At 40.9% G+C, this 18,386-nt stretch carries 17 protein-coding genes; 13 read left to right on the forward strand and 4 right to left on the reverse strand.

Annotation, left to right across the window (positions count from 1 at the left end; genetic code table 11):
- Positions 1 to 6: 6 nt before the first annotated feature.
- Both ACPPVU_RS09680 and ACPPVU_RS09685 read right to left on the reverse strand, forming a co-directional pair.
- Positions 7 to 369, reverse strand: a complete 363-nt coding sequence (locus ACPPVU_RS09680) for a response regulator transcription factor (RefSeq protein ID WP_426671495.1) — start codon at positions 367 to 369, stop codon at positions 7 to 9.
- Positions 370 to 745: 376 nt separating this feature from the next.
- Positions 746 to 982 (reverse strand): hypothetical protein, encoded by a 237-nt coding sequence (locus ACPPVU_RS09685; RefSeq protein WP_426671496.1) that lies wholly within the window; start codon positions 980 to 982, stop codon positions 746 to 748.
- A 181-nt stretch (positions 983 to 1,163) separates the two neighbouring features.
- On the opposite strand from ACPPVU_RS09685, the gene ACPPVU_RS09690 reads away from it, so the two are divergent.
- The 12 genes from ACPPVU_RS09690 to ACPPVU_RS09745 all read left to right on the forward strand — a co-directional run bounded on the left by ACPPVU_RS09690 (position 1,164) and on the right by ACPPVU_RS09745 (position 16,065).
- Complete coding sequence (locus ACPPVU_RS09690; RefSeq protein ID WP_426671497.1) at positions 1,164 to 4,190, forward strand: glycosyltransferase family 117 protein; 3,027 nt, start codon at positions 1,164 to 1,166, stop codon at positions 4,188 to 4,190.
- 1,033 nt (positions 4,191 to 5,223) lie between these two features.
- Positions 5,224 to 8,289: a protein O-mannosyl-transferase family gene (locus ACPPVU_RS09695; protein WP_426671498.1), complete on the forward strand. Its 3,066-nt coding sequence runs from the start codon at positions 5,224 to 5,226 to the stop codon at positions 8,287 to 8,289.
- 110 nt (positions 8,290 to 8,399) lie between these two features.
- Positions 8,400 to 8,861, forward strand: coding sequence for a GNAT family N-acetyltransferase (locus ACPPVU_RS09700; RefSeq protein WP_426671499.1), 462 nt, complete (start codon positions 8,400 to 8,402; stop codon positions 8,859 to 8,861).
- Positions 8,862 to 9,002: 141 nt separating this feature from the next.
- The gene (locus ACPPVU_RS09705; RefSeq protein WP_426671500.1) at positions 9,003 to 10,730 is read left to right on the forward strand and encodes a tetratricopeptide repeat-containing sensor histidine kinase; all 1,728 of its coding nucleotides are present in this window, start codon (positions 9,003 to 9,005) and stop codon (positions 10,728 to 10,730) included.
- 60 nt (positions 10,731 to 10,790) lie between these two features.
- Entirely contained in the window at positions 10,791 to 11,426 is a 636-nt protein-coding gene (locus tag ACPPVU_RS09710; protein ID WP_426671501.1) for a response regulator, read from the forward strand.
- Positions 11,427 to 11,521: 95 nt separating this feature from the next.
- Positions 11,522 to 11,683, forward strand: coding sequence for a hypothetical protein (locus tag ACPPVU_RS09715; protein ID WP_426671502.1), 162 nt, complete (start codon positions 11,522 to 11,524; stop codon positions 11,681 to 11,683).
- A 25-nt stretch (positions 11,684 to 11,708) separates the two neighbouring features.
- Complete coding sequence (locus ACPPVU_RS09720; RefSeq protein WP_426671503.1) at positions 11,709 to 12,404, forward strand: DUF1579 family protein; 696 nt, start codon at positions 11,709 to 11,711, stop codon at positions 12,402 to 12,404.
- 36 nt (positions 12,405 to 12,440) lie between these two features.
- Positions 12,441 to 13,496, forward strand: coding sequence for a hypothetical protein (locus tag ACPPVU_RS09725; protein WP_426671504.1), 1,056 nt, complete (start codon positions 12,441 to 12,443; stop codon positions 13,494 to 13,496).
- 16 nt (positions 13,497 to 13,512) lie between these two features.
- Positions 13,513 to 14,079: a hypothetical protein gene (locus ACPPVU_RS09730; protein WP_426671505.1), complete on the forward strand. Its 567-nt coding sequence runs from the start codon at positions 13,513 to 13,515 to the stop codon at positions 14,077 to 14,079.
- Between the two features lie 23 nt (positions 14,080 to 14,102).
- Positions 14,103 to 14,675 (forward strand): hypothetical protein, encoded by a 573-nt coding sequence (locus ACPPVU_RS09735; RefSeq protein WP_426671506.1) that lies wholly within the window; start codon positions 14,103 to 14,105, stop codon positions 14,673 to 14,675.
- Positions 14,676 to 14,681: 6 nt separating this feature from the next.
- The gene (locus ACPPVU_RS09740) at positions 14,682 to 15,377 is read left to right on the forward strand and encodes a hypothetical protein (RefSeq protein ID WP_426671507.1); all 696 of its coding nucleotides are present in this window, start codon (positions 14,682 to 14,684) and stop codon (positions 15,375 to 15,377) included.
- A 10-nt stretch (positions 15,378 to 15,387) separates the two neighbouring features.
- The gene (locus tag ACPPVU_RS09745; RefSeq protein WP_426671508.1) at positions 15,388 to 16,065 is read left to right on the forward strand and encodes a hypothetical protein; all 678 of its coding nucleotides are present in this window, start codon (positions 15,388 to 15,390) and stop codon (positions 16,063 to 16,065) included.
- Between the two features lie 33 nt (positions 16,066 to 16,098).
- Here the strand turns inward: ACPPVU_RS09745 and ACPPVU_RS09750 are convergent, their stop codons facing one another.
- Together ACPPVU_RS09750 and ACPPVU_RS09755 are read right to left on the reverse strand one after the other, a co-directional pair.
- The gene (locus tag ACPPVU_RS09750; protein WP_426671509.1) at positions 16,099 to 16,527 is read right to left on the reverse strand and encodes a DUF983 domain-containing protein; all 429 of its coding nucleotides are present in this window, start codon (positions 16,525 to 16,527) and stop codon (positions 16,099 to 16,101) included.
- On the reverse strand, positions 16,514 to 17,407 hold the full coding sequence (locus tag ACPPVU_RS09755) for an AraC family transcriptional regulator (RefSeq protein ID WP_426671510.1): 894 nt from the start codon (positions 17,405 to 17,407) through the stop codon (positions 16,514 to 16,516). The genes ACPPVU_RS09750 and ACPPVU_RS09755 overlap by 14 nt, the downstream gene beginning before the upstream one ends.
- Positions 17,408 to 17,702: 295 nt before the next feature.
- On the opposite strand from ACPPVU_RS09755, the gene ACPPVU_RS09760 reads away from it, so the two are divergent.
- Positions 17,703 to 18,335, forward strand: coding sequence for an HAD family hydrolase (locus tag ACPPVU_RS09760; protein ID WP_426671511.1), 633 nt, complete (start codon positions 17,703 to 17,705; stop codon positions 18,333 to 18,335).
- Positions 18,336 to 18,386 lie beyond the last annotated feature (51 nt).

An 18,386-nucleotide genomic window follows, 5' to 3' on the forward strand; every position in this document is an offset into this window, starting at 1 on the left:
TCACCGCTAATCTAAAATAAGATGATTCACTTTATTCACCAATTCTTCCAGTCCGAAGGGTTTGGCTATGATATCATCGCAGGGTATTGCCGAGAAATCAGCACCAAGGTGATAATAGTAAGAGCACAGCATTACAGGCGTATTACCAAACTTGGGATGCCATTTTATCTGGTTGCAAATACCATCGGTTTTATGGCCAACAAGCCTGTCGTCAAGTATAAATAAATCGGGCTGGAAAATTTTAGCGATTTCGATCAGGTTATTACTGTCTGAAGTGATCAGCACCTGGAATTTCTCGTAGGATAAGGCCTCTTCAACCATATCTAATATTGATTGATTGTCGTCTAATACCAATATACGCTTAAGCATAGTTTGTTTTTTAACAGGGTTGCGTACAGGTTTTACCGATAAAAATTGTGTTAGGTAATTAAATAAATCAAAAACGAGGTTATGACTGTTATAACGCAAATAGGTTTAACCTATTTTAATTTAAATGTTAAATAGTGTGAAACTTTTATCCCCAATTGTCAATTGAGAGCGAATGATCGATAGCTAAAAAATATATCTTTGGCGCCGCAATGGTAAACTCCCGATCAAAAAGTTATTACGTGGCCGCTATTATTATAGGACTGGCAGTTGGCCTGGCAACAAGGGACATGCCCGTTGGTATTCTATTGGCTGTGGTATTGATGATTATTTTTTCGAGTTTGAGAAAAAGAGACGATCAATAAAAGGAGCGATTTGCTTATGCTCTTTCGCCTTTAATTATCTGGCGGGCTTCATTTCTGTTATAAGACTTGCTTTGACCGCCCACGTGCAGTTCCCGTTCTTTATCTAAGATTTGCAATTGCTCATCAGATAACACAAAAAGTTGTTTCTCATCAATTTCTTTTTCAAGTAATGTAAAAACAGCTTTTACCTTATTGTCATCTGGATCTGCAAGATAAGATATTAGACGATGACGGATTGCGGTTATAGTCATAAAGCTTTTTTATACAAATATAAAAAATTTAACAATCTGTTACCCCTTTATTCATTTAGTATCGCGAGCCCAACGATTCGTTAAATAATGTTAAAAGATGTTAAACCAAACCCCCTCATTATAAATAGCTTATAAATAAGGCGGATATTAGTGTATTGATAAAACCTTTACACTAATATCTATGCAATTTAACAAGATCAATAACCTTTTGGGTTGGCTCTGCTTCGTCATAGCCGCTACCACTTACATTTTAACGTTAGAACCTTCAGTAAGCTTTTGGGACTGTGGCGAATTCATTGCCTGTGCTTATCGATTGCAGGTATCGCACCAGCCTGGGTATCCGCTGTTTGCCATGATCTGCAAGGTGTTTTCCCTGTTATCCATGGGCGATGTTACCAAAGTGGCCTATTTTACCAATGTGGCCTGTGCGCTGGCCAGCGGGGCAACTATCATGTTCCTTTTCTGGACGATCACACTGGTGGCCCGTAAAATGATGTTCAAGAATGGGGGAGATGCTGATCGCACAAAACAAATTCTTATACTGGGAGCCGGTTTTGTAGGTGCGATGGCTTTCGCATTTACAGATACCTTCTGGTTTTCGGCTGTGGAGACCATCGTATTTGCCATGGCGGCACTTTGTACAGCAATTGTATTTTGGGCGATATTAAAATGGGATGCTCATTCAGAAGAGCCCGGTGCGGATAAATGGATCATTTTTATTGCTTATGTGATCGGTTTATCAATAGGTATACACCTGCTTAATTTATTGACCATCCCGGCTATTGTACTGGTATATTATTTCCGCAGGTATAAAAATATCAATCTAAAAAGTGGCATCATTGCCTTTATGCTAAGCATAGCAATACTGGCACTGGTTCAATTTGCTATAAGGGGATATACTGTAATGTTTGCTGCCTATTTTGATCTGTTCTTTGTTAATACGTTGGGTATGGGCTTTGGCAGCGGTGCATTGGTTTTCTTTGTGCTGCTCATCGGGGCGTTAGTTTGGGGCATACGGTACAGCATCCGCAAAAGTAAACCCGCTTTAAATCTGGCGTTATTGTGTGTGGCCTTTATCTATTTTGGCTATTGCTCCTTTGCTTATATACCTATTCGCGCGACAGCAAACACCAATCTGAACAACTCGCACCCTGATAATGCCTTTACCATGTATTGGTATCTTAACCGGGGCCAGTATGGGGATACCCCTTTATTAACCGGCCCATATTACGATGCCAAAGTAACTGACCAAACAGATGGCAGCACCAACTATGCAAAAGGGAAAACCAAATACGAACCATCAGGAAAAAATCCGATCACTACCTACGACCATACCACTATTTTACCAAGGATATTTAGTCAGCAACCTCTGGACCCTCAATTTTATAAGCAATGGCTCAATTTATCGGATACCGATGTACCCAGCTTTAATGATAATTTAAAATACATGTTCAGTTGGCAGATATACCAGATGTATGCACGCTATTTTCTTTGGAATTTTGCCGGTAGATATAACCAGCAGGACGGCCAGCAGCAAATGGGCGGATTTCATGGTTATGTTGATGGCGACTGGACAACCGGTATCTTCGATGGCAGCAAGCACCTCCCTAATTCTGTTATCAATAGCAATACTTATACACCATTATATGCACTGCCTTTAATTTTAGGGTTGATAGGCTTGATCTACCATTATAGCCACAGCAAAAGAGATGCTTTGATAGTTGGCCTGCTTTGGTTTTTTACCAGCATCGCTATTGTGATGTATGTGAACCAGGCATTGCAGCCACGTGAGCGTGATTACTCTTATGTTGGCTCATTCTATGCTTTTGCCATTTGGATAGGCTTGGGGGTAATTGGTCTGGCCGAATTGATACGGATGAAAATGAATGCACGTACCGCTGGGTATGTATCCATTGGTTTGTGTTTGCTGATAGCTCCAGTACTGCTGGTAAAACAAGAGTGGAAATCACATGACCGTTCAACAAAACGGACGGCGCATGATATGGCTTATAATTACCTGATGTCATGCCCTAAAAATGCCATACTGTTTACCGGGGCTGATAATGATACCTATTCGCTTTGGTACAACCAGGAGGTAGAAGGTGTAAGGCCGGATGTGCGCCTGGTAATTAATACGCTGTTTGGCAGCGATTGGTACATCCACCAGATGCAGGGAAAAATGAACCAATCGGCCCCATTGCCGATAACGATGGCTTACGATAAATATAAGACCGGCACACGCGATTACATCCCTTACAGCGATTCTAAAATACCTGATTCGGTAGAGCTGAAAGAGATATTTGATTTTGTGACTTCGGATGATCCGCAGACTAAGGTTGACATGCAGGATGGTTCAAAACTGAATTATCTGCCTACAAAAAACTTTAAGCTGACAGTGAATGCTGATGAAGTGGTTAAAAATGGTGTGATCACCCCAGATCAGAAAAATAGAATTGCTGACAGTATGCAATGGAAGTTCCCCGGTAATTTTTTGATGAAGGATAACCTGGCGCTGATAGATATTTTGGTGCACAATGATTGGAAGCGGCCGATATGCTTTACCACCACTATGGGTACCAGTGATCTGAACGGCCTGGAGCCTTATTTATATAAGGAAGGATTTGTTTATCACCTGATACCCTTTAAAAGGGACGAAACAGTAAACAATCAGCCCAAAACAAATACCATGGTGATGTATAATAACATCATGAACAAGTTTAAATGGGGCAATTATAAAACTGCGAAATATCTGGATGAGCAATCGACCTTTTTGTTTTATCCTTTGCTGACGGACACGATTCTTGAACTGACCCAAAACTTAATGCAGGAAGGGCATAATGACCTCGCCCTGAAAGCCCTGCAAAAGTACGATAGCGAAATGCCGGATATTTATCCAAACATGAATATAGCCCGCGGTAAATATTATGTTATTGATACGGCATACAAACTGCATGCTACTGCAATGGGCAATAAGTATGTATCCAGCATGGATAATTATATCACCGACCAGCTGAACTATAATTATAACCTGCTGCAAAGCAGTCCCGCGGATGTAAATACGCAGAGTGTACAACTTGGGGTATCGGTATTAAATGCAATGGCACAGCTGACAAAAGAGAATGCTCAGCTTGCATTGAACACCAAATTGGAAGAACAATTAAATGATTATACGAATAAGTTTTCGGGCATAATTGGCCGCCAGCAATAATCTGACCTGAACGTTTTATAATAAGTAAACATGCATCCGCCGGGATATTTTCCGGCGGATGTTTTTTTTGTGCTATATTATGTCGGTTTCGGAGATTTCATATCCCCCGGTAATTTATTCCGGGGTTGTAAATCTGGACTAACAAGGTAAAGATTATGAAAAAGACAAAAAACTACAGTGAAAAAACATTCGCAAGTCTGATTTTATTTCTATACTTCACGAATGTCTGTCCCCGCCCTTGTTGTGTTGTCAGGAGACTATATACGTGTTAGACCACTCGAACTTACATTTTTTTTCCACGCGACTCGAAGCTTTTTATCTTTTTCAGAAACCAAAATTTGGATAACCGTTTTTAGGCATTCTATTTTGAAATCCCTACAACAGCAATCTATAGAAAAATCATTATTTACAACTCTAACTCGAGGGTGTTGATTGTGAACTTCGCAGACCTGTGATTCCACCACAGATTTTGCATAGGCATACATATCCATGATTTAATGAAATTTTATTACCCATAACAACGAAAGTATTTTTGAGGTTTTATTTTTTTTATCACTAAAACCACCGCCTTGTTGGTGTTGTCACCATAGATGTTCGGAAGATGGCCAAAAGAGAAGATTGTCATTCTGAGCGATAGCGAAGAATCTTCTTCACTAGGACTTCACGGTGGAAAGTATAGCGCATACTTAGTAAACGCAGAAGATTCTTCACTACGTTCAGAATGACAAAATGAATAGTGTTGTATGTTTTTTCGATCTTCCGAACACTTTTAGTGTTGTCACCAACAAAACTACTTATTACATCATGAACCTAAATAAATCCCTGCCGCACAGGCGGGAAACAAAGGCGGGATTAATATAACTCCTTGTGCCACCCGCCACCCCTCATTTCCCAAACCCTCTTTTTATTTCCTTATTTTTTATAATTTCGGTGGCGTTTTGTTAAAAGATGTTAAGGGGCTTGTGATTTATCTGAAAAGATTTATAAAAATACGGATATTAGCCCCCGCGAAAAAAAATACTAATTATAGTCCATGCAATACAATAAGATCAATAATCTTTTAGGCTGGCTTTGTTTTGTCATAGCCTCTGCAACTTATATTTCAACATTAGAGCCCTCAGTAAGCTTTTGGGACTGCGGCGAGTTTATCTCCTGCGCCTATCGTTTACAGGTAGCGCACCAGCCGGGTTACCCGCTTTTTGCTATGCTGGGCAAGTTCTTTTCGCTGTTTTCTATGGGCGACAAAACCAAAGTGCCTTATTTTACCAATATGGGTTCGGCACTGGCCAGCGGCGCAACAATCATGTTCCTGTTCTGGACTATTACCGCCATCGCCAAAAAGATGCTGGTTAAAAAAGGCGAACAGGCTGATAGCAATACCCAATGGATGATATTCGGTGGTGCTTTGGTAGGTGCATTAACCTTTACCTTCACTGATACCTTTTGGTTCTCGGCTGTTGAAACCATCGTATTTGCATTATCATCGCTATGTACTGCTACTGTATTCTGGGCTATACTGAAATGGGATGCCCATTCTGAAGAACCCGGCGCTGATAAATGGATCGTTTTTATCGCTTATATCATCGGTTTATCTATCGGTATCCACCTGTTGAACTTGCTGACTATCCCTGCTATTGTACTGGTATACTATTTCCGCAGGTATAAAAATATTAATAATAAAAGCGCTGTTATTGCCTTCTTCATCAGCATCGTGATACTTGGTTTGGTGCAATACGGCATCAGGGGATACACAGTAATGTTTGCTGCCTATTTCGACCTTTTCTTCGTGAATAACTTAGGTATGGGTTTTGGCAGCGGCGCACTGATATTCTTTGTTATATTGATCGGCCTTATCGTATTTGGTATATGGTGGAGCATCAAGAATAACAAGCCGGCTTTAAACCTGGCATTGTTATGTGTGGCCTTTATTTATTTTGGTTACAGCTCGTTTGCTTATATCCCTATCCGCGCTACCGCTAACACGGACCTGAATAACTCTCATCCTGATAACGCCTTTACTTTATATGGATACCTTAACCGTATTCAGTATGGCGAAACACCATTGCTTAGCGGCCCGTACTTTGACGCCAAGGTTACCGATCAGACAGAAGGCAGTATCATCTACCGTAAAGGAGAAAAAAAATATGAGCAGGCAGGTAAGAAACTAAATACAGTTTATGACCATACTACCATGTTCCCGCGTATGTACAATACCGAAAATTCGGATGGCTCTTATGCACAGGATGCACAGTTTTACAGGCAATGGCTGCACATGGGCGAGAATGATGCACCCACTTTCTCAGATAACATGAGGTGGATGCTTAGCTGGCAGATGTACCAGATGTATTTCAGGTATTTTCTGTGGAACTACGCTGGCAGATACAATCAGCTCGACGGGCAGCAAAGCACCGAAGCTATTGACGGCAACTGGACGACCGGCATATTTGATTCGGGTAAACCACTGCCAAAAACTTTGACGCACCGTGATGCAAATACACCTATTTATGCTACTAATGCCTATACGCCACTATATGCACTGCCTTTGATACTAGGATTGATTGGATTGATCTATCATTTCCAGCGTAATCAAAGGGATGCCCTGATTGTGGCATTGCTGTGGTTCTTTACCGGTTTGGCTATTGTGTTTTATGTAAACCAGCCGAGCGTACAGCCGCGCGAACGAGATTACTCCTACGTGGGTTCGTTCTATGCATTTGCCATATGGATCGGAATTGGTGTGATTGCCATAGCTGATCTTGGTAAGAAATGGTTGAGTCCAAAAACGGCAGCAGCAGGCGCTACTATCATTTGTCTTTTAGTGCCATTTTTGGTGGCCAGTAAAGAATGGGGCACGCATGACCGCTCGACGAAAATGACACCGCATGATATGGCTTACAACTACCTGATATCGTGCCCGCCAAATGCTATTTTATTTACTTATGGCGATAATGATACCTATTCGTTATGGTACGACCAGGAAGTAGAAGGCATAAGGCCGGACGTGCGTATCGTGAACCTGAGCTTATTCAGCGGCGACTGGTATATCCGCCAGATGCAGAAGAAAATGAACGAATCGGAACCATTGCCTATCACCATGTCTTATGATAAATATAAGGAAGGTGTGCGCGATGCGATACAGTTTTTTGATAAGAGCATAGTCGGTTCAACAGATATAAAAGAGGTTTTTGATTTTATCAGTTCTGATGATGACGCCGCAAAAGTTGAGCTGCAGGATGGCACAAAGGTAAATTACCTGCCAACTAAAAACTTTAAGTTAAACATCAATCCTGATGAAATTGTTAAAAATGGTGTGGTAACAGCAGATCAGAAAAGCAGGATCATTGATACAATGAAATGGAAGTATACTTCTAATTTTGTTACTAAGGATAACCTTGCTTTTATGGATATACTGGCGCACAATAACTGGAAAAGACCTATTTGCTTTACCATTACCGTAGGTCAGGAAAATATGGCGGGCTTACAGCCGTATTTATATAAAGAAGGATTTACTTATCATCTGATTCCGTTTAAAACTGATACTGCTGCAGTACACGACCAACTGGGTAAAACCAATACACTGGTTATGTATGATAACATCATGAATAAGTTTAAATGGGGCAATTTTAAACATGCCAAATACCTCGATCCTGAATCGACCACCATGTTTTATCCTGTAATATTATCAACAGTACTCGATCTGACACAAAACCTGATACAGGATGGCCACAAAGATCTGGCAGTAAAAGTGCTGCATAAATACGATGCCGAAATGCCGGATATTTATCCGTTTATTGATATGGCAAGGAGCAAATATTTCCTGGTAGCGACGGCTTATACACTGGGTGACATTCCCTACGGTAATCAATATGCAACCAGCATAGATAATTACCTGGTTGATCAGCTGGATTATAACTATGGCCTGTTACAAAAGGATGCTTCACAGGTTGATCCGCGTGCCGTGCAAATGGGTTTATCAATCATGAATGGCATATCACAAATTGCTAAAGATAATCACCAGGCTGCTATTGCGGGTAAAATAGACAAACAACTAAAAGATTACGAAGGCAAGTTCTCTTCAATTTTAGGAAAACAGCAATAAGCAGCCCCCTCTAAATCTCCCCCTGTAAGGGGAGGCTTTATGAAATTTTCAAGCCCTTGCATCACTGGTGCAGGGGCTATTTTAATCAATAGCCTTTTATCAATATCAACATGGAAATTAAAAGGATCAGTTTAACAGAAGCAAGCCTGGTAACGGGTTTGTTTGACAAGTACCGGGTGTTTTATAAAAAACAATCAGACATTGCGCTTGCTGAGTCATTTATCAAGGATCGGCTTGAGAAAAATGAGTCGATTATTTTTGTTGCGTTGGAAACGGAAAACGGACAAACAGTGCCTGTTGGTTTCACGCAGTTATACCCCCAATATTCATCTGTAAGCGCTACCAAAAACTGGATACTGAACGATCTGTATGTAGATAATAGCCACCGGAAGCAAGGAATCGGCGAGGCATTAATAAAAACTGCTATGGACTTTGCCAAAGCCGAAGGCGCCACCTTTGTACAACTTGAAACCGCCATCGACAACTATATCGCACAAAGCCTGTATAAGGCTATCGGCTTTAAAAAGCAGGAGCCTGAGAGCGGGTATTTAGTGTACAGGGTAAGGGTGTAAATATCGTGCTGATTATGAATTAAATACATTAGCTTTGATAAGGCCATCGTCAAAATGAAGGATTGACTTGTAATTTATAAAAGGTATTTAAAGCCATTTCTTTGTTTGGAAGTATAGACGTGCAGGATTATACATTTATAAATGAAAGCCTCAGCCAAATACATAAGTCTATTCACTATTCTCTTTATGTGCTCATTTGCAGCACGGGCTCAAAACAGTTATGTCGATTCATTAAAAAAAGCAATACCAAAGCAAAAGGCAGACACCAACAGGGTAAAATTGCTTAATAAAATAAGTATGTTTTATATAGTGTATGATGCTGATTCATCCCTGGTTTATGCGCAACAGGCTTTAGCCTTAGCGGAAAAACTAAATTTTGAACCGGGAATTTACTACGCTGAAATGTGCTTAAGTGAGTCTTTTGCAACATCTGGAAATTATCCATTAGGCATAGATCATGGTTTAAAAGCACTTGCCATCTCAAAAAAACACGGCCCCTTAATGTTTAAGATTTGGGGAAATGGTATTCTTGCTGATTGTTACTATTACCTGGGAGACTATAACACCAGCCTGAAATATGATCGCGAAATAGTAAAATTGGCAACAAAATATTATCCCGATAGTCTCGCTTATATATGCAGGGATATATCAAGAGTGTTCGAAGCAATGCACCAGCCTGATTCCGCAATATTTTATGCTAAAAAATGTTACGACGGCCTTAAGGCCTGGCATTACCTTGATTATACCACCACCGTGTACACTGTTATAGGAAATGCTTATGCCAGCAAGGGCCTTAATGATTCGGCACTTTTTTATTACAAAACCGGTGTCCTTGTCGCCATAAAAAACTACTCTGGGACAGATCTGATTGATATTTACAACGGCATTGCAAAGGTATTCAAGGTAAAAGGCCACTTGGATTCCGCTGTTTATTATACTAACAAGGCATTGGCTGTAAAAACAGGGAAAACCTATCCTTACGGTGTTCTTAAAGCAGCAAACCTGCTTGCTGATATTTATCAATTACAAAACAAACCGGATAGCTCATTAAAATACTTGAGAAAAGCAATTGTTTTAAAGGATAGCCTATTTAACCGCGAAAAAACCATAGCTATCCAAAATATCAATTACAAAGAACAGGAAAAGCAGAAAGAGATAGAGACTGCTAAAGCAAAGCTGCAAAACCGGTTTATCCTATATTTTTCGCTGGCTGGCTTAGTGGCGCTATTGATAATAGCAGGGATAGCGTTAAGAAATAAAAGGCTGAACCAGTTGCAAAATATGCGTAACAGTATTGCAGACGATCTTCATGATGATATTGGATCTACCCTGAGCAGTATCAGTATTATGAGTGAATTGGCCAAAGCAAAGTCGCCGGAAGCATCGTCCCTGCTTGCTTCGATAGAAGAACGGACCAGTACCATACAGGAAAGTATGAGCGATATTGTTTGGGCCGTTAATCCCAAAAACGATCGGTTTGAAAATGTACTGCACCGTATGAATGAATTTGCGGCGGAAATACTCGATGCGAAAAATATTGAATTGGATTTTACCAGCGACGCTTCACTTTTCAATTTAAAAATAGCCATGGCGCAGCGCAAAAATTTTTATCTTTTTTTTAAAGAAGTGATCAATAATGCCGCAAAATATTCAGATGCCAAAAAGGTATCTGTATGTATCGCTCAAAAAGACAACCAGGTTGAAATGAATATCAGTGATAACGGCAGAGGGTTTGATACTGACGAAATATTCAGCGGCAATGGGATGGGTACATTAAAGAAGCGTGCAAAGGAGTTATATGCTGATTTCAAAATTCAATCATTGCTGCAACAAGGAACACTTGTAAAACTTAAATTTAAAATCACCTAAACCGGTGATTGACTTTTGTTAATAAAACTCGTCCCTTTATAAACCAGGCATAACCTCCACATGGAAATCAAAGTAGCCGTATTTGAGGACAATAAAATGCTGCGCGAAAGCCTGCAGCAATTAATCAACAATGCTGAGGGTATGGCCTGCACTGGTGCCTTTCCGGATGCCAATAAGCTGCTGCACCATATGCACCTGGCAAACCCGGATGTGGTGATGATGGATATCAATATGCCGGGTATGTCAGGCATAGAAGCGGTGCAGCTGATCAAAGAAAAATTTCCGCAGGTGCATATCCTGATGCAAACTGTGTTTGATGATAATGATAAAATATTTGCCGCCATTTGTGCCGGAGCATCGGGCTATATGCTGAAAAAGACATCACCACAGAAAATGATCGAGGCCATCCACGAAACCTATTTGGGTGGCGCTCCCATGACGGCATCGGTCGCTGTAAAAGTATTACAGATGTTCCGGCTGCAAAAGACTGAAAAAACTGAATTTATTGATCTGTCGGAACGGGAAAAAGAGATTCTGACCCTCTTGGTAAAAGGTAAATCCTATAAAGCTGTCGCAGCGGAATGTTTTATATCCATCGATACGGTGAGTACACATGTACGCCACATATACGAAAAACTTCACGTACACTCCAAAAGTGAAGCGGTGGCTAAAGCCATCAATCAAAAACTGGTATAAATCCTCCGCCTTTAATCTCTCTAAAAATCACCAGTTCAGGTGATTGACCACAGCCGCAACACCGGATAACTTTAGTTAATCAATCAGCTAAAGTTATGATACAACAAATTTCCATATTTAGCAGGAGTCATTCAGTGATGATCATCCTTATGGCCTTTGTGATCACCTTGATCCTGGCGTATTTCTACGCTGAATTTATTTTGACGGTGATCAATTTTTTAACGCTTAAAATGTCGGTACACGGGGTTACACATTAATGATGTAAATTAAAAGAGCTATACCATGATCACAAATATAAAAATGACCGGCTCTGTCGTGTTTATCTATAAGGGACATAGCACCGACTTTCCAAAATGGTTTAAATCAATGCTGATTGTTGTAATTGCACTCATTACAATCCCAGCATTTGCACAGGACAAAAAAGATACATCAGCAAACGGGGATGAGGTCTTTTATTCAAGGCCAGGTAAATATCATCAGATGCTTGGCGAGCTGGTGGGCTCGTGGACTTTTAAAGGCAGCCGTTTCGATTGGGTTGATTCTGTTACAAGCAAAGTCGCAATGGAGTTAAACGGCAGCCTTGTACGAAAACCCTTTGCGGACGGACGTTTCTTTATTGCAGAAATAATCACCCGCGACAAAATACAGCTGCCCATACAGGATGGGAAAATGGTAGAAGGTTATGGCGAATCAATTCAAACTGAAGGTTACGACAATGTGAAAAAGAAATTCCAGATATCTTACATCAACAATCACATTGGCAGCACCCTTAACTTTTGGGAGGGTGTTTATGATTCAACGTCGCGGGCGATCACATTTGACTCTGAAATGGAAAATGCACCTGGCATAAAGATGAAAATTCGTTTCATTTTCATGTTTAACGACAAGGATCATTACAAATGGGAATATTATATCGAGCAAAACGGAAGGTATAGAATAGCGGATGAAATGCATTTTACAAGGGTGAAGGGGGAATAGAAATTCAATTGTCAATTAACGCAAGCAATTTATGCCATGACGACATTTTCAGCTACTCAATCTACTGCTGGTGCCATCGCCAATGATGTGGCAAAAACAAGAGCCGGTTCGCGTAAAGCACGCTATTTTTTTGTAGGGATGGCCATCCTCTTTCCTGTTATTGCTGTGATTGGTTTTACTCCCAGCTATCAGGCCATGAATGCCGGAACATTGACTCCTCATTGGGTTGTCCATATCCACGGCGCATTAATGACCAGCTGGTTGCTGGTTTTTCTCGCGCAGGCTATTTTAGCCGCAAATGGTAACTTTAAATTTCATCGAAAACTCGGCCTTTTGTCGGTTGTTCTGGGTGTGCTCGTTTGGCTGGCCATGGCTACTGTTTCCGCGCATGCACTGATCGCCAATCATCCCCCAAAGGAAGACTTTCTGTTCGACCTTTTGTTGATGGAGTTCTACGCCATGTCATCCTTTGGTTTGTTCTTTACCTGGGGCATTTTTGTAAGAAAAAAAGATAGCGCCGCTCACAAACGCCTTCTTATGTTGGCTACCCTTGTTTTACTGCAAGCCGCGGTTGATCGCATACATTGGTTACCCTTATTGGGAATAGGATATCCGTATGTTTTTTTTCTTTACCTGGATACGCTGCTAATTCCGTTGTTTATTTATGACTTCTTCTCTTTAAGGCGCATTCACAAGATCACGTTGATTGGCAGTGGGGTCATAATCATGTTGCAACTTAGCGTGTCTTTGATTTGGGGCTCACCGGCATGGCATCAATTCTGGTTTAACCGGCTTGCACCATTTGTGGAGAAGGTCATTGAAGTTAAACTTAACGACGCACAAACCGATCCGCTATTGGGTAATTATGGCGACAAGAAATGGCACATGACGGTTAGCGACGATAAGGGCAAACTCTATCTCAAATTACCGGACCAACCGGCATTCGAACTGGGGGCGATCTCCAAAACCGAACTCTTTGTGACCACGATTCTTTGGAAGCTCTATTTTGTAAAAGGAGCGGATGGACGAGTTATTAAAGTAATCAATAAACAAGGCCCCCTAACCTGGGAGGTGCAGCGGCTGAAAAATTAATTAAATTATTACCATCATGAAAAAAATTTGCTTTTTATTCTTATTCACGCTTATCGCTATTCAAATGTTTGCACAAAACAAGGCGGATACTATTAGCGGGCAGTTCCACGATGATCTGCTGGATCACCTCGTTGGCAAATGGAATGTTACCTCAATTGCGCACGGGAGCCCGTTTACGTCGGTTATTGACGCGAAGTGGGTTCTGAACCACCAATACCTGCATGTCCATTTAAAAAGTAATGAAGTTATTCCCTGGTGGCACGTGCAGATGGAATACGATGAATTTATCGGATATAACCACAACAGCAAACGATATGTAGTTCACGGCATGAGTATAGAAGGTGATGAGGACCTTTCCGAAGGCTTTTGCTATGGCTACCGCACAGGTAACGAATTTAAGGTAGTCGCAAAATTTGGCGTCGATTCTCTTGTTGTACAGAGGTTTACATGGGAACCTGCGTCGGTATCGTGGAATATTAAGTCAAACTGGGTGATTGCCGGAAAAGAAGGCGAGGTTTTTCTGGAGATGAAGTTGGTGGCCGCAAAGCCATCATCAAAGAAGAATAAACCTGTAAGCAAATGATAACAAAGTAACCAATTACGATCATGAAGAAGATTTGTCTTTTATTATTATTAGCCCTTTTTACGATTCAAACATTTGCACAAACCAGAGAGGATACAACAGGCTGGCGGTTTCACGATGATCTCCTTGACAACCTTGTAGGCCAATGGTATGGAACCTCAATTGTACATGGGGGCTCGTTTACACTAAATTTTGATGCAAAATGGGTTCTGAATCATCAATACGTGCGGGTTCGTTTTAAAAGTCGTGAAGTTGTTCCCTGGTTAAAAATACCTTTTGAAGAGGATCTCTTTTTAGGCTATAATCACACCACCAAGCGATATGTGGCCCACGAAATGACAGTACATGGTAGTGATGGCCTGTACGAAGGATTTAGCTATGCTTACCGAACCGGTAACGAAATTAAATTGGTTAAAAAAGTGGGAGCTAATCCTGATACTCTTAATTTACAGCGGTTTATATGGGAGCCGGCAACACATGCGTGGCAAATGACATCAGGATTGCTGATAGCCGGGAAAGAAGGTGAGCCTTTCGTTGATATGAAACTGATAGCCGTGAAACCACTATCAAAGAAGAAAAAGTCTTTAAGCAAATAATTAACAATGACATTAGAATCCTTCACCACCCCATCCCCCTATCGTACTGCCGGTCGTGCCGCTATAGCCAGTGGGCTTATTGGTATTATAGCCTTTGCCTGCCTGTTCATGGCTGTTTCAACCCGTACCACAATGATATTGCCCCAATCCGTTTATCTTCTTTTCCGCGCGCACGATATCGGCATTATATTGCAGTTCACTTTGATGATCCTGGTTGTTCTCGCAATTCATCAATTGTCACTGGAGCGCGCCCCGGGACTGAGCTTTTCCAGTCTCGCCATCGGCGTCGGGGCACCCACACTTATTGTTATAATTCTTTTGCTGGTGTTTCCCAAATTGATGCCCGATGACTATTACCTTGTTCCTGAGGGGCTTTTTGGCATTTGGCTGATCATCGCCAATTGGAGAATAAAAAGAATATTTTCGGCTGGCCTTTGCTGGTTCGGCGTTTTCGTGGGTATTGGGTTAACGTTGGTGGGATGTTTTCCACTGGCGTATGCAATTTTTGTAACGCCCACAATTTTCCATATACCACCGGTAGAACAAACTACCTATATCGACACGGTCGCCAACAATTTACTGCATTTGATGCTTGACATAGGAACGCTTATGGGCGTTCTCACACTGCCCATCTGGACCATTTTAACCGGTCGCAAGTTGCTGAAATATAATCACGAAACCATAAATAGCCCACGACTCTAAATATAACCACATGAACACACCTCAACAGGATGCCTTTTCTTTTTCTACCACAGGACGGGCTGCAATCGTCAGCGGTATAACCGGCATTATTGCCATTGGCTTTCTGATCACGTTCCTGGCCACTCGTGATAAGGATCTGCTTAGCTCTATCATCAGGCTGAGGATTCATGATGCAGGTGTTATTATTCAGTTCATACTTTTAATCCCGGTTATAAGCGGCTTATATAAGCTTTTACAAGAAAACCCCAATTATATGAGCCGATTAACACTTAAGGTGGGTGTTTGGGCACTGTCTTTTACAGCATTGCTTTTATTTCTCGGGATAATTAAGGTAGTGTCCGATGGATTATACACAGTGTCTCAGGGTATATTCGGGGTGTGGCTGATCGTCGCCAATTGGAAGCTAAAAGGCATATTTCCAGGCTGGCTCAGATGGTTTGGAATGGTTGTAGGGCTTGGCCTTGCACTTGTTGGTACATTCTGTATAGGATATGCGATCTTTGTAAGTACTCTAATCCTCAAGATACCGGCAGCAACTATTGAGGAGATACAGAAGATTCCTTTCGACACTCCTGCAAACCAAATTTTACATAAGATCATTTGGATAGGTTCGCCGATGGGCGTTCTTACACTGCCGTTCTGGACTCTGTTGCTTGGCCTCAGATTACTTAAAAATAAGAACGCCTGATTGGAAAAAGGATATTAGTTTGTCTTTAAACTTTTACTCTGCATTATAAGGCTTTTCTGCCCTTTTAGGGTCGTAGAACAGATTAGGTGTCAGCCAGTATAATAGAATTATCCTGGAGTATCTGTAATTGAATGGGGATAGTAAAAACGCTGATCCCAATAATATAGCGATATACAGCCATGGCGATTCGGAGCCGGTGAGTATATAAGTGCCTACTGCCAGTGTGACCATCTCGGCTACATTCATGGCATAGCTAACAAACATGGCTACATAAAAGTAACCCGGCTCTACCTCGAACTGAAAATTACAATAAGGGCAATTAGTATAGCTTTTTTGACCTCTAAAACTGTAGGTGCTGTTGGCATACATGTTCCCCTTGCGGCATTTTGGGCATTTAGCATGCAGGGCCGCTTTAAACTCGGATATTGGTTTGTCGGAAATCGTAATGTTATCTGGTGCCATTTTTTGAATGATTTAAAGTTTTCTTTCTGAATTCTTCCGGTGTTGAGCCGGCATATTTTTTAAAAAATTTGGTAAAGTAGGAGTTGTCGCTGAAGTTTAACCTGTACCCGATTTCGGCAACAGACAGATCAAGATTGATCAATAGTCTTTTTGCTTCGAGTAAGATCCGGTTGCGGATAACTTCGCCTGCTGATATGCCCAGCAGGTCATTGCATATCGCATTGAGGTGATTAGGGGTGATATACAGCAATTCGGCATAATCTTTTGGTAATTTTAAAGTAGCGAAGTTTTTCTCTATCAGTTTCTGAAATGTTTTCAGCAGTGTATAATTATAAGTTGGGAGCTGTTTTTCTTTATTATCAGTGCTTGTCCGGTTTAGCAGAATAAATATTTGTAATAACAGGGTCCTGATCATATCCATTCCCATGCGTTCCGGCTTTTCGCTTTCCGTAATGATATTTTCAAACAGGCTGATGATCTCTTGCTGTAACGATGACTCTATCTGGATGACAGCATCATCAATAAGTCCGCTGAAAAAAGGGAACTGATCAAGGTATTCGTTTTTCAACAAAAAAGACTGGAAAAACGGTAGCGTAAAATGAATAACATAACCATCCACATCGCCTTCAAAGTTCCATGAATGTACCTGGCCGGGTATCATAAAATAGATCTGGTACGGGGTTACATCGAAAATTTTAAAGTCGATTGAATGTTTTCCGGCCCCTTTTGTAAATAAAACCAGGTGATAAAAAGTATGTTTGTGCGGGAAATAGAGGTCTTTATGCTTTTGCAGATAAGCACCGAAACGACTGATCAGCAAATCGTCCTGCTGAAAATCAGAAAGCTTGCAAATATCATATATTGGAATAGCGCCTTGCATGACAACAAAAGTAAGTGTTATGTACTATTATAAATGGCAATAATTAGAGGTATAGTGGTGTTTTTTACTGATAGGGTGATGAAATGGAGAAATATAAAAAAGAATCCCCCGCCGGGTGGCAGGGGATAAAAGTGACCTGTCTTACTCGCTAATTCAGGTCAAACCTAAACCTTATCGCCAGCAAAATTGATATATTTTTCTGAATTTTTAATGAAACCAGGGTTAGAATTCCGTTAGAATTAAGTAATATTTTATTTACATATTTACAAATTACACAGCAAGTTACAAGCTCTATATGCAAAAACCCGATAGTATAATATTTGATATGGATGGCACCTTATGGGATGCAGTGGATACCTATGCCGAATCCTGGAACGTGGTTTTCAGGCAGTTAGGTATCGACAAAACCATACACAGGCCCGAGTTGGCTAAAATGGTAGGCTGGGAAGGCAAGAAGGTATGGAAAGCCATAATGCCCGATTATGACGAAGAAAAGCAACAGGAAATTTATGCCAAAGTGAATGAAGTGAGAAAGATACTGCTGCCACAGAACGGTGGTATTTTATATGATGGGGTAAAGGATGGGTTAAAGGAGCTTGCCGGCAAATACCAGCTCTTTATTGTAAGCAATTGTGCCAAAGGTATCATCAAATTGTTTATTGACTGGGCCGGTATTAATGAGCATATTATTGACGAAATAGCATATGGCACCAATTATATGTCCAAGCATTTCAATATTCAACAATTGATAGAGCGCCATAACCTGCAAAGCCCTGTTTATGTAGGCGATACAGAAGGTGATGGGGAACAAAGCCGCCTGGCAGGTATCCCTTTTGTATTTGTAAGCTATGGATTTGGCGCAACTGACGACCACGATATCAGCTTTGATAACTTTACTGATTTTACAAGGTATTTTATGAATTTGTAGTCTGAACCAGAATTTGTCGACTTTCTGAAAATATCAAAATTCTTAGTTTAG

It is taken from the genome of Mucilaginibacter sp. McL0603 (genome assembly GCF_049992945.1).
In the GTDB taxonomy this organism is placed as follows: Bacteria; Bacteroidota; Bacteroidia; order Sphingobacteriales; family Sphingobacteriaceae; genus Mucilaginibacter.